The organism is Pseudomonas sp. R9.37 (assembly GCF_963878885.1).
Taxonomy (GTDB): Bacteria; Pseudomonadota; Gammaproteobacteria; order Pseudomonadales; family Pseudomonadaceae; genus Aquipseudomonas.
Genome location: NZ_CAWNZA010000007.1, coordinates 1 through 12,395, shown reverse-complemented (window position 1 = coordinate 12,395; position 12,395 = coordinate 1). Strand labels below are relative to the sequence as shown.

The window sequence follows — 12,395 nt, the reverse complement described above, 5'->3', positions numbered from 1 at the left end:
GACGGGAGCGGCTGACTACCCCTCGAAAAATAGCATGCATTGGGACTTTGTCTTCAATTGAGTGCTTTTGCGCTGAAACCTTTCATCATTCGGCCAGCTCAGGGCGCTGGCGAAACTGCTCCAGCGCTTGCGGATTCGCCAGGGCGTCGGTGTTCTTCACCGGCTCACCGTGCACCACATTGCGCACCGCCAACTCGACAATCTTGCCGCTGATGGTGCGCGGAATATCGGTGACGGCGAGGATCTTCGCCGGCACGTGGCGCGGCGTGGTGTTGGCGCGAATCACCTGGCGAATCTGCTGCTCCAGGGCCTGATCCAGTTCGATACCGTCTGTAAGGCGCACGAACAGCACCACGCGCACGTCATCCTGCCAGCGTTGGCCGATGGCCAGGCTTTCCAGCACCTGCGGGACTTTTTCCACCTGGCGATAAATCTCCGCCGTGCCGATGCGCACGCCACCGGGGTTGAGCACCGCGTCGGAGCGGCCGTGAATCAGCCAGCTACCAGTCGGGCATTGCTCGGCGTAGTCGCCCTGGGCCCACACGCCGGGAAACTGGCTGAAGTACGAGGCGCGCAGTTTGTGCTGCTGCGGGTCGTTCCACAGGCCAATCGGCATGGCCGGAAAGTGCCGGGTGCACACCAGTTCGCCTTTTTCGCCGATCACCGCTTTGCCCTGCTCGTTCCATACTTCGATGGCCATCGCCAGGCTCTTGCACTGCATCTGCCCGCGACGTACCGGCAGCACCGGGTTGCCGATCACAAAGCAGGAGACGATATCGGTGCCGCCGGACATCGACGACAGGCACAGCTCCCGCTTGATCTGGCGGTACACGTAGTCGTAGCTCTGCGGCGAGAGCGGCGAGCCCGTCGAGATCAGGCCTTTGAGGCTGTTCAGCGAATGGCTCAGGCGCGGCTGCACGCCGGCTTTTTCCAGGGTGGCGAGGAATTTGGGGCTGGTGCCGAACACGCTGATTTTCTCGGCGTCGATCAGGTCGATCAAGCGTTCCGGTCCGGGGTGAAACGGTGAGCCGTCGTACAGCACCGCCGTGGCACCGAGGGCCAGCACCGACACCAGCCAATTCCACATCATCCAGCCGCAGGTGGTGTAGTAGAACAGGCAATCTTCGCGCGACAGGTCGGCGTGCAGGCCGTGTTCCTTGAGGTGGGTGAGCAGCACACCGCCGGTGCCGTGGATGATGCATTTGGGCACGCCGGTGGTGCCGCTGGAATAAAGGATGTACAGCGGGTGATCGAACGGCACCGCGACAAATTCAGGCTCGCCGCCGGGGGTGTAGAAGTCATCCCACAGCGCCACCCTGGCCTGGGTCTGATAGTCCGCGACGCGCGCTTGAGGCCGCGCGTAAGGCACGATGATCAATTGTTCGAGGGACGGCAGGCGCGCGAGGATTTCATTCAGTTTGGCCGTTTGGTCGATGCCCTTGCCGGCGTAGCGATAGCCCGCGCAGGTGATCAATACCTTGGGTTCGATCTGGCCAAAACGGTCGATCACGCCTTGGGTGCCGAAGTCCGGCGATGAGCATGACCAGATCGCGCCGAGGCTGGTGGTGGCGAGCATGCCCACCAGGGTTTGCCAGGTGTTGGGCATGCACGCGGCCACGCGGTCGCCCACGCCGACACCGGCCGCGCGCAGGCTGTGTTGCAGGCCGGCGACGTGTTCGGCCACTTCGGCGTAGGTCAGTTGTTCGCGCTGGCCATCCTCGCTGATCGCGACCACCGCCGGGTGACCGTCGCGACGGCGCAGCAGGTGTTCGGCAAAGTTCAGGGTGGCGCCGGGAAACCACTGGGCGCTGGGCATCTGAGTGCCTTCGATCAGCGTCGCGGTGGGCGGGCTGCGAAACTGCACGTCGAAGAACGCGACGATGGCCTGCCAGAAGTCGGGACGCTGGTCGATGCTCCACTGGTGCAGGGCGGGGTAGTCGGCCAACTGCAGGCTGTGGCGTTGGTTGATGAAGCGCCGGAACTGGTCCATCCGCGTGTTGCGGATGCGCTCGGGGGAGGGTTGCCAGAGGATGTCGGACATGAGGAAGTCTCTTGTTCTTGTACAAATCTTGCAGCCAACACAGGTCGAAACTGTGGGGGCTGGCTTGCCTGCGATAGCGGTGTATCTGTGACAAATGAGCCAGCTGGCCCACCGCTATCGCAAGCAAGCCAGCGCCCACATTCGATCTTCAGCGTCTGTTTTTATTGGGCCAGCCAGCCGCCATCGATATTCCACGCGGCACCACGCACCTGGGCGCCCGCCTCACTGCACAAAAACAACACCAACTCACCCAACTGCGGCGGCGTCACAAACGCCAGCGATGGCTGTTTCTCCGCGAGCAAGTCGTGCTGCGCCTGCTGCGGGTCCACGCCTTTGGCTGCGCGGTCATCAATCTGCTGTTGCACCAACGGCGTCAGTACCCAGCCTGGGCAGATGGCGTTGCAGGTGACGTTGCTGGTGGCGGTCTCCAGGCCCACCACCTTGGTCAGGCCGATCACGCCGTGCTTGGCCGCCACATAGGCCGCCTTGCCCACCGAGCCGACCAGGCCATGCACCGAGGCAATGTTGACGATGCGCCCCCAACCCTTGGCTTTCATGCCCGGCAAGCTCAAGCGGGTGCTGTGGAACACCGACGACAGGTTGATCGCGATAATCGAGTCCCAACGCTCGGCCGGGAAGTCCTCCACCGCCGACACATGCTGAATGCCGGCGTTGTTGACCAGAATGTCGACGCCGCCGAACTCGCGCTCGGCGTAGGCGATCATGTCGGCGATCTGCGCCGGGTCGCTGACGTCCGCCGGGTGATGGCCGACCTTGCCGCCCAATGCCTGTACCTGGGCGATCACCGCGCTGGCGTCGCCGAAGCCGTTGAGGATCAGGTTGGCGCCGGCCTCTGCCAGGCTCAGCGCGATGCCCAAACCGATGCCGCTGGTGGAGCCGGTAACCAGGGCGGTCTTGCCGTTCAATGTCGTCATGAAAACCTCACACAATGCCGGTGGCGTAAAAAGTACCGATCACCACGAACACCGCAAGGGTCTTGATAATCGTGATGCCGAAAATGTCTTTGTAGGCTTCGCGGTGAGTCAGCCCGGTCACCGCCAGCAGCGTGATCACCGCGCCGTTGTGGGGCAGGGTGTCCATGCCGCCGCTGGCCATGGCCGCGACCCGGTGCAGCACTTCAAGGGGGATATTGGCCGCATGGGCCGCTGAAATAAAGCTCTCGGACATCGCTGCCAGGGCGATGCTCATGCCGCCCGACGCAGAACCGGTGATGCCGGCCAGCAGGGTTACGGTGATCGCCTCGTTGACCAGCGGGTTGGGAATGCCCTTGAGCCAGTCCGCCAGCACCAGAAAGCCCGGCAGCGAGGCGATCACCGCGCCAAAACCGTATTCCGACGCGGTGTTCATCGCCGCCAGCAGCGCGCCGCTGACCGCGCTTTTGCTGCCTTCGGCGAGCTTGCTTTTGATCGCCGACCAGCCGAACACCAGCACCATGACGATGCCCACCAGTAACGCCGCCTGCACGGCCCAGATCGCGGTGAGCTTGGCGATCTCGGTGGTCACCGGCGCGCTCATGCCCGGCAGGCTGAGGCTGTGGGTCTTGCCGTACCACTGCGGAATCCAGTGGGTGAACAGCAAGTTCATCACGCCCACCAGCAGCAGCGGCGACAGCGCGATCCATGGGTTGGGCAGCGCCAGGTTGTCCGCGGTTTCCGGCTCGTTGCGCAGCTCGGTGCCATAGCCTTCGCCGGCACGCTGGGCCTTGTTGCGCTGGCGCGCCAGGTAGAGCATGCCGGTGCAGAACACGAACACGGTGCCGATCAGCCCCAGCCACGGCGCGGCCCAGGCGGTGGTGTTGAAGAAGGTGCTGGGGATGATGTTCTGGATTTGCGGCGTACCCGGCAGGGCGTCCATGGTGAACGAAAACGCGCCGAGGGCGATGGTCGCCGGAATCAGGCGCTTGGGAATATTGCTCTGGCGAAACATCTCTGCCGCAAACGGGTACACCGCAAACACCACCACAAACAGCGACACGCCACCGTAGGTGAGCAGGGCGCAGACCAGCACAATCACCAGCATCGCCTGGCGCGTGCCGAGCAAACGGATGGCGGCGGCCACAATCGAGCGCGAAAAGCCCGACAGCTCGATCAGCTTGCCGAACACCGCGCCGAGCAGGAACACCGGGAAATACAGTTTGATGAAACCGACCATTTTCTCCATGAACACCCCGGTAAACGCAGGGGCGACGGCGGACGGGTCGGTGAGCAGTACGGCGCCGAGGGCGGCGATGGGGGCAAACAGGATCACGCTGTAGCCACGGTAGGCAGCCAGCATCAGCAGCGCGAGGGCTGCCAGGGCAATGATCACACTCATGGTGTGTCTCCAGATCGAATTGTTATTTTTGTGGGGTGAGGCGTTGGAGAGGGGCTATAGCTAGATGTGTGCCAGTTTATTAACTTCTTGAAATATAAGGATATTTATTGATTTATGATCGGTAATTCCGAAATTACTCTCTATTTAGAGACAGGTGAATACCCAATGTGGGAGCGGGCTTGCTCGCGAAAGCGGCGTATCAGTCGGCGCATGAGTTGCTGAACCACCGCTTTCGCGAGCAAGCCCGCTCCCACATCCGATTGTCTTTATAGTGAGAATCGAGTCTCTTTATTGAGACTGGGCAATGCCGAGCGCCACCATCTTTTTGTACAGCGTCGACCTGCCCAGCCCCAACCGCTTGGCTGCCTCCACGACGTTGCCTTCACACGCCGCCAACGCTGCCTCAATCACCTGCCGATCAAACCGCTCCCGCGCCGCCGCAAACGTCTCGCCCTCGACGGTTGCTACGGCGCCATGCGCCACCGGGCTGAACGTGCCAATCGCGGCGCGAATCTCGTTGGCATCCAGCACCAGGTCATCACTCAACAACGCCGCGCGCTCCAGCACATTGCGCAGCTCGCGAATATTCCCCGGCCACGCATGCTGTGCCAGCAACGCCAGGGCCTCGCGGTTCAGTTCATGCTGGCTGCGCAGCTCCTCCAGAATCGCCTCGCTCAACGCCGGAATGTCATCCAGGCGTTCGCGCAACGGCGGCACCTGGATCGGCAGCACATTCAGCCGGTAATACAAATCCGCGCGAAACTCGCCACGCTTGATTGCCGCTTCCAGGTCCATGGACGTGGCCGCAATCACCCGCACATCGCTGTGCAGCATTTCGTTGGAACCTACCGGCTCGTATTCCTTTTCCTGCAACACCCGCAGCAGTTTGCTTTGCAGCGGCAGGGGCATGTCGCCGATCTCGTCGAGAAACAGCGTGCCGCCCTGGGCAATCTGCAGTTTGCCGGGACGGCCTTTGCGGTCGGCGCCGGTAAAGGCCCCCGGCGCAGTGCCGAAGAATTCGGCTTCAAGCAGATCCGCAGGAATCGCCGCGCTGTTGATGCTGACAAAAGCTTTGTGTGCACGCGGCGAGGCGCCGTGAATCGCCTGGGCCAGCAATTCCTTGCCGGTACCGGTTTCACCCAGCAGCAACACCGGCGACTGCGCATTCGCACTGCGCCGCGCCCGGCGTTTGACGTCCAGGCTGGCCGCGCTGGTGCCGATAAAATGCGCGAAGTTGTATTTGCTCTGCCGCGAGCGCAGCAGCGAGCGGGTGGACGCCAGCTCCTGCTGCATGCTCAGGTAGCGCTCGATCAGTGGCGAGAGGTTGCGCAACTCGTCGAACAGCGCAAAGCCAATCGCGCCGATCACCGCGCCAGCGTCATCGTGAATGGGCAGGCGCATCACCACCAGCGGGCCTTTGGGCGTGTCCTGGATGTCCAGCAAAATCGGCTGGTCGTTGCGCACCACCTGGCGGAGCAGGCTATTGGAGATCACCTGCTCGCACGGTTGGCCGATGGCTTCGTCGGCGCGCTTGAGGCCGAAGCGCTTGGCGTAACGCTCGTTCATCCACACGATATTGGCGTCGCGATCGACAATCACCGTGCCTTCGCTGGACTGCTCGATGATTTCGAACAGCGACTGGATGGCCAGGCCGCGAACCTGTTGGTAGTCCTTGAGGCTGTCGCTGATGTTCATATTTATGCCGTCAACACAAATGGAGGGTGGAGTCGCAACCCTGTGGGAGCGGGCTTGCTCGCGAAAAAGCGCTGTAGCAGTGCCGCAGGTATTGCCTGACACGCCGCCTTCGCGAGCAAGCCCGCTCCCACAGGGGAGAGCGTGCTCCTACAAGGGGATGTGCGCCGCTGCCAGCAGCTCTTTGGTGTACGGATGCTGTGGCGATTCGAACACGTTATGGCTCGCGCCGCGTTCCACCACCTTGCCGTCCTTGACCACAATCATGTCATGGGCCATGGCGCGCACCACGGCCAGGTCATGGCTGATAAACAGGTAGGTCAGGCCGTATTTCTCCTGCAACTCACGCAGCAACGCCACCACCTGCTTTTGCACCGTGCGGTCCAGCGCCGAGGTCGGTTCGTCCAGCAGCATCAGTGCCGGCTTGAGCACCAGCGCGCGGGCGATGGCGATGCGTTGGCGCTGGCCGCCGGAAAATTCGTGGGGGTAGCGGTGGCGGCTGGTGGGGTCGAGGCCCACGTCCTTGAGCACCTGCACCACTTGCGCGTCGCGCTCGGCCAAGCTGCACGGCGCGTGCACTTCCAGGCCTTCGCTGATGATCTGCTCCACCGACATACGTGGGCTGAGGCTGCCGTAAGGGTCCTGGAACACCACCTGCATCTGCTTGCGCCACGGGCGCATTTGCTGATTATTCAGCGGGTCGAGCGCTTCACCCTGGAAGCGGATGCTGCCGGTGGAGTCGAGCAGACGCAGGATCGCCTGGCCCAGGGTCGATTTACCCGAACCGGACTCGCCGACAATTCCCAGGGTCTTGCCGCGCTGCACGCTGAGGCTGATGCCGTCCACCGCGCGCAGGTAGGTCTTGCGCCGAAACAGCCCGCCGCTGAGGGGGAACTGCACCGTCAGGTCATCGACCTGCAACACCGTTTCGCGTTCATCACTGCACAGCGCATCGCCGGCAGGTTCGGCATCCAGCAACAGGCGGCTGTAAGGGTGTTGCGGTGCGTTGAACAGCGTCTGGCAGTCGGCCTGCTCGACAATCTCCCCGGCGCGCATCACGCACACGCGCTGGGCAATGCTGCGCACCAGGTTGAGGTCATGGCTGATCAGCAGCAGCGACATGCCCAGGCGTTGTTGCAAGGATTTGAGCAGCAGCAGGATCTTGCGCTGCACGGTCACGTCCAGCGCGGTGGTCGGTTCATCGGCGATCAACAGTTCCGGCTCACACGCCAGGGCCATGGCGATCATGACGCGCTGGCGCTGGCCGCCGGAGAGCTGATGCGGATAGGCCTTGAGGCGCTCCTTGGGCTTTTGGATACCCACCAGCTCGAGCAATTCAAGGATGCGCGCCTGCGCCGCCTTGCCCCCCAGGCCCTTGTGCAGCAGCAGGGTTTCGCCGATCTGTTTTTCAATGCTGTGCAGCGGGTTGAGCGAGGTCATCGGCTCCTGGAAGATCATCGCAATGCGGTTGCCGCGCAGCTTTTGCAGGGTCGCCGCCGACGCGCCGATCAGCTCCTGGCCGCGATACTTCACCGAGCCCGTGGTGTGCGTGCCGGCTTCGGGCAGCAGTTGCAGGATCGAATGGGCCGTCACCGACTTGCCCGAGCCCGACTCGCCGACCAGCGCCAGGCATTCGCCCTGGCGCACGTCCAGGCACAGGTTGCGCACCACGGTCTGGCCGCTGAAGGCGACACTGAGGTCGCGGATTTCAATGAGGTTCATAGGCAGTCACTCATGAGCGGGGGTCGAAGGCATCACGCAATGCCTCGCCGATAAAGACCAGCAACGACAGGATCAGCGCCAAGGTGAAGAACGCCGTCAGGCCCAGCCAGGGCGCCTGCAGGTTCTGCTTGCCCTGGGCGATCAGTTCGCCCAGCGACGCGCTGCCTGCCGGCATGCCGAACCCGAGAAAATCCAGGGCGCTCAAGGTGGAAATCGCCCCGGTCAAAATAAACGGCAGGTAGCTCAAGGTGGCGGTCATGGCATTGGGCAGGATATGCCGGCGAATGATTTTGCCATCGCCCAGGCCCAGGGCACGTGCGGCCTTGACGTATTCCAGGTTGCGCCCGCGCAGGAACTCGGCGCGCACCACGTCCACCAGTGCCAGCCAGGAAAACAGCGCCATGATCCCCAGCAGCCACCAGAAATTCGGCTCCACGAACCCTGACAGGATGATCAGCAGGTACAGCACCGGCAGCCCGGACCAGACTTCCAGGACGCGCTGGCCCAGCAAGTCCACCCAGCCGCCGTAATAACCCTGCAAAGCGCCGGCGGCAATGCCGATGGCGGCGCTGATGGCGGTGAGCGCCAACGCGAACAGGATCGACACGCGCGCGCCAAAGATCACCCGCGCCAGCACATCGCGCGACTGATCATCGGTGCCCAGCCAGTTCACCGCCGAGGGCGGGCTGGGGGCAGGGCGGCTCAGTTCGTAATTGGGCGTGTCATCGCTGAACGGGATCGGCGGGAACAGCATCCAGCCGCCGTCCTGCTTGATCAGCTTTTGCACGTAGTCACTGCGGTAGTCGGCCTGGAACGGCAGTTGCCCGCCGAACTGCTGCTCGGTGTAACGCTTGAACACCGGGAAATACAGCTCGTTTTTGAAACTGAGCACCAAGGGCTTGTCGTTGGCGATCAGCTCGCCGCCCAGGGTCAGGATAAACAGGCCGATAAACAGCCACAGCGACCACCAGCCGCGGCGGTTTTTCTTGAAGCGCTCGAAACGCCGACGCGCCACCGGAGACAAATCAAGCATCAGGCGTTCCTCGCGGCGAAGTCGATACGCGGGTCCACCAGGGTGTAGCAGAGGTCACCGATGAGTTTTATCAAGAGGCCAAACAGGGTGAAGATAAACAGCGAGCCGAACACCACCGGGTAGTCACGGGACACGGCGGCTTCATAGCTCATGCGGCCCAGGCCGTCGAGGGAGAAAATCACCTCGATGAGCAGGGAGCCGGCGAAGAACACGCTGATGAACGCCTGGGGAATCCCCGAGATCACCAGCAGCATGGCGTTGCGAAATACGTGGCCATACAGCACGCGTCGTTCGCTTAAACCCTTGGCGCGCGCAGTGACCACGTATTGGCGGGTAATTTCATTCAGGAAAGAGTTTTTGGTCAGGATGGTCAGCGTGGCGAACCCGCCGATCACCAGCGCGGTGACCGGCAGCACCAGGTGCCAGAAGTAGTCGGCAATCTTGCCCACGGTGCTCAGCTCTTCGAAATTCTCCGAGACCAGCCCGCGCACCGGGAACCAGTTCAGCGACGTACCGCCGGCGAACACCACAATCAGGAACATCGCAAACAGGAACGCCGGCATTGCGTAACCGATGACGATGGCAGTGCTGCTCCACACGTCAAAACTGCTGCCGTGGCGCACCGCCTTGCGAATTCCCAAGGGGATCGACACCAGGTAGGTGATCAACGTGGCCCACAGGCCGAGGGAAATTGTCACCGGCATCTTTTCCAGGATCAGGTCGATCACCGTCGAGCCGCGAAAGAAGCTGTTGCCGAAGTCCAGCTGCGCATAATTCTTGAGCATCAGCCACAGGCGTTCCGGGGCGGGCTTGTCGAAACCGTATTGTTTTTCGATGTCCTTGATCAGTTTCGGGTCCAGGCCGCGGCTGGCGCGGGAGCCGCTGATACTTTCGCCGGAGCCGCCGCCGATGCCGCCGCCGCCAATCCCTTGCAAGTGCGCGATGGCCTGTTCAACCGGGCCGCCGGGTGCGGCCTGCACGATGACGAAGTTGACCAGCAGGATGATCACCAGCGTCGGAATGATCAGCAGCAGGCGCCGCACGATATAGGCAAACATCAGCGGGCCCCTCCACGTTTTTTCAACTCGGCGTTCATTTGTTCATTGGTCAGTGGCGTGGCGCTGATTTCCCACCAGGTTTCCAGGGCTTCGTCGTTCTTGGCCTCGATCGCCGGCCGGCCGAAGCGGTTCCACCACGCGGCCGAGGTGCCGGGCGGGTAATAGTTTGGGATCCACAGGTAATTCCATTGCAGCACACGGTCCAGGGCATGGGCGTAGGTGAGCATCTGCGCCTGGGTGGTGGCCTTGACCAGGCCGCTGATCAGCGTGTCGACGGCCGGGTCTTTGAGCACCATGTAGTTGTTGGCGCCGGGGTCGTAGGCCGCCTGCGAGCCGAAGTAGTTGTACAGCTCCAGGCCCGGCGAGGTCGTGACCGGGAAGCCCACGACGATCATGTCGTAATCACGGGCCATCATGCGGTTCACATACTGCGAGGAGTCAATGCGGCGGATATTCAGGGTGATGCCGATCTGTGCCAGGTTGCGCTTGTACGGCAACAGCAGGCGTTCCAGGCCGGGCTGGGCATTGAGGAAAGTAAACTCCAGCGGCTCGCCGTCGGCGTTGACCAGCTTGTCACCCTTGGGTTTCCAGCCTGCCGCTTCCAGCAGTGCCAGGGCTTGCAACTGTTTGTCGCGAATCATGCCGCTGCCGTCGGTGACCGGCGCCTTGAACACCTGGGTGAACACCTCAGCGGGCACCTGTTCGCGCAGCGGTTCAAGAATGGCCAGTTCTTCCTGGGTTGGCAGCTGGCTGGCGGCCAGCGGGCTATTGGAAAAATAGCTCTGCTGGCGAATGTACAGGTTGCGCATCATCTGCCGGTTGGCCCATTCAAAATCCCACAGCATCGCCAGGGCCTGGCGCACGCGGCGGTCCTTGAACATCGGCTTTTGCACGTTGAACACATAGCCCTGGGCCGGTTGCGGCATCTCTTTGGCCAGGTGCGCACGTTGCAGGCGGCCGTCGTCCAGCGCCGGGCCTTTGTAGCCGATGGAATAGCCGGTGGCGGAGAACTCACGGTTGAAATCGTAGGCACCGCCGCGCAGCACCTGACGGGCCACTTCGGTATCGCCGAAGTACTCCAGGCTCAGGTGATCGAAGTTGTACAGGCCACGGCTGACGGGCAAGTCCTTGCCCCACCAGTCCGGGTCGCGGGTGAAGGTGATGGTGCTGCCGGAGTCGATCTTGCTGACTTTATACGGGCCGCTGCCGAGCGGGGCTTCGTAGCCGCCGCCGTTGGCGAAGTCGCGGGTTTTCCACCAGTGCTCGGGAAACACCGGCAGGGTGGCGATATCCAGCGGCAGGGTGCGGTTTTCATTGCTGGAAAAATCGAAGCGCACCTGGCGCTCGTTTTCGACTTCGACGTGCTTGACGTCGGCGAACAGGGTGCGAAAGCGCAGGCTGCCCTGGGTCATCAGCAGGTCGAAGCTGTAGCGCACGTCTTCGGCGGTGATCGGCTTGCCGTCGGCGAAGCGCGCCTTGGGGTTCAGGTAGAAGCGCAGGGACAGGCCGTCGTCGGCGCGCTCCATCTTCTCGGCGACCAGGCCGTAGACGGTGTAGGGCTCATCCAGGGAGCGCTGGGCCAACGGGGCGTAGAGCCAGCCGTCGACCTGAGAGACGCCGATGCCTTTGTCGATGTACGGCAGCACATGGTCAAAACGCCCGATCTCGATTGCCGAGCGCCGCAGGCTGCCGCCTTTGGGGGCGTTGGGGTTGGCGTAGTCGAAATGGGTGAAGCCGGCGGGGTACTTGGCCGGTTCGCCGTAGACCGTGAGGTAGGTCTGCGGGGCCGCGATCACAGCGGTACTGGCCAGCAGCAGGGCCAGGGCGGAGCTGCAGAATTTTATGGAAAAAGCCAATCGCATTGTCAGCCTTGAGCGCCGGGTGAAGAAGAATAGAGATGTGTACGTTATCGGCTTAAGCCTTGCCAGTCATCACATGCACAACGGCCCACCAAAAGGCGGGCCGTTGTTTATAGCATCAGCACAGACTGGATCAGTCCTGGCGGCTGGTGACTTCCAGCAGGTGGTAGCCGAACTGGGTCTTGACCGGGCCTTGCACGGTGTTGACCGGGGCGCTGAAGACGACGGTGTCGAATTCTTTGACCATCTGGCCTGGGCCGAACGAACCGAGGTTACCGCCGTCGCGGCTGGACGGGCAGCTGGAGTTGGCTTTGGCGATTTCTGCGAAATCGGCGCCGCCTTCGATCTGGGCTTTGAGTTCGTTGCACTTGTCTTCAGTGGACACGAGGATGTGACGGGCGGTGGCTTTGGCCATGGGGAATAACTCCTTGAATAAAAAGGGTGAGCGTACCGGATTCAGGCGGTTATTTGTTGGCAAAGTTCCGTTGGGTTTGGGTGGGGGGGTATATCCGTTGCTGCGGTCACGGCCGCTGGCGGTTCCGCTCTTACAGCGGGTCACTTTTGGCAAACGCCCCAAAAGTAACCAAAAGGTCTTTGCCCCACCACTCGGCACCTCGCTTAGGCTCGGTGTGCCCTCACTCCGGCTTGAATCCGTG

The 12,395-nt window shown here is 62.4% G+C and carries 9 protein-coding genes; all 9 read right to left on the bottom strand.

Annotated elements, in window-relative coordinates:
- Window positions 1-85: 85 nt before the first annotated feature.
- A complete protein-coding gene (locus AACU78_RS04995; RefSeq protein ID WP_106580119.1) occupies window positions 86-2,041 on the bottom strand; it encodes an acetoacetate--CoA ligase in 1,956 nt (651 codons plus the stop codon).
- Window positions 2,042-2,202: 161 nt separating this feature from the next.
- Complete coding sequence (locus AACU78_RS04990; RefSeq protein ID WP_106580118.1) at window positions 2,203-2,976, bottom strand: 3-hydroxybutyrate dehydrogenase; 774 nt, start codon at window positions 2,974-2,976, stop codon at window positions 2,203-2,205.
- A gap of 7 nt (window positions 2,977-2,983) precedes the next feature.
- Window positions 2,984-4,375: a GntP family permease gene (locus AACU78_RS04985; RefSeq protein WP_106580117.1), complete on the bottom strand. Its 1,392-nt coding sequence runs from the start codon at window positions 4,373-4,375 to the stop codon at window positions 2,984-2,986.
- Window positions 4,376-4,663: 288 nt separating this feature from the next.
- On the bottom strand, window positions 4,664-6,070 hold the full coding sequence (locus tag AACU78_RS04980) for a sigma-54 interaction domain-containing protein (protein WP_106580116.1): 1,407 nt from the start codon (window positions 6,068-6,070) through the stop codon (window positions 4,664-4,666).
- A 147-nt stretch (window positions 6,071-6,217) separates the two neighbouring features.
- Complete coding sequence (locus AACU78_RS04975) at window positions 6,218-7,789, bottom strand: ABC transporter ATP-binding protein (RefSeq protein WP_106580115.1); 1,572 nt, start codon at window positions 7,787-7,789, stop codon at window positions 6,218-6,220.
- 10 nt (window positions 7,790-7,799) lie between these two features.
- Window positions 7,800-8,822 carry an ABC transporter permease gene (locus AACU78_RS04970; protein WP_164487925.1) on the bottom strand — a complete coding sequence of 341 codons (1,023 nt, stop codon included), beginning with the start codon at window positions 8,820-8,822 and terminating at the stop codon, window positions 7,800-7,802.
- The gene (locus AACU78_RS04965; protein ID WP_106580113.1) at window positions 8,822-9,880 is read right to left on the bottom strand and encodes a microcin C ABC transporter permease YejB; all 1,059 of its coding nucleotides are present in this window, start codon (window positions 9,878-9,880) and stop codon (window positions 8,822-8,824) included. The genes AACU78_RS04970 and AACU78_RS04965 overlap by 1 nt, the downstream gene beginning before the upstream one ends.
- A complete protein-coding gene (locus tag AACU78_RS04960) occupies window positions 9,880-11,742 on the bottom strand; it encodes an extracellular solute-binding protein (protein ID WP_106580112.1) in 1,863 nt (620 codons plus the stop codon). Before AACU78_RS04960 ends, AACU78_RS04965 begins: the two co-directional genes overlap by 1 nt.
- 130 nt (window positions 11,743-11,872) lie before the next feature.
- Entirely contained in the window at window positions 11,873-12,154 is a 282-nt protein-coding gene (locus AACU78_RS04955; RefSeq protein WP_010210937.1) for a peptidylprolyl isomerase, read from the bottom strand.
- Between the last annotated feature and the right edge of the window lie 241 nt (window positions 12,155-12,395).

Bases quoted from the DNA above. Each gene is read 5' to 3' on its own strand.
- AACU78_RS04995 (WP_106580119.1), bottom strand. From the start codon at position 2,041: ATGTCCGACATCCTCTGGCAACCCTCCCCCGAGCGCATCCGCAACACG.
- AACU78_RS04990 (WP_106580118.1), bottom strand. From the start codon at position 2,976: ATGACGACATTGAACGGCAAGACCGCCCTGGTTACCGGCTCCACCAGC.
- AACU78_RS04985 (WP_106580117.1), bottom strand. From the start codon at position 4,375: ATGAGTGTGATCATTGCCCTGGCAGCCCTCGCGCTGCTGATGCTGGCT.
- AACU78_RS04980 (WP_106580116.1), bottom strand. From the start codon at position 6,070: ATGAACATCAGCGACAGCCTCAAGGACTACCAACAGGTTCGCGGCCTG.
- AACU78_RS04975 (WP_106580115.1), bottom strand. From the start codon at position 7,789: ATGAACCTCATTGAAATCCGCGACCTCAGTGTCGCCTTCAGCGGCCAG.
- AACU78_RS04970 (WP_164487925.1), bottom strand. From the start codon at position 8,822: ATGCTTGATTTGTCTCCGGTGGCGCGTCGGCGTTTCGAGCGCTTCAAG.
- AACU78_RS04965 (WP_106580113.1), bottom strand. From the start codon at position 9,880: ATGTTTGCCTATATCGTGCGGCGCCTGCTGCTGATCATTCCGACGCTG.
- AACU78_RS04960 (WP_106580112.1), bottom strand. From the start codon at position 11,742: ATGCGATTGGCTTTTTCCATAAAATTCTGCAGCTCCGCCCTGGCCCTG.
- AACU78_RS04955 (WP_010210937.1), bottom strand. From the start codon at position 12,154: ATGGCCAAAGCCACCGCCCGTCACATCCTCGTGTCCACTGAAGACAAG.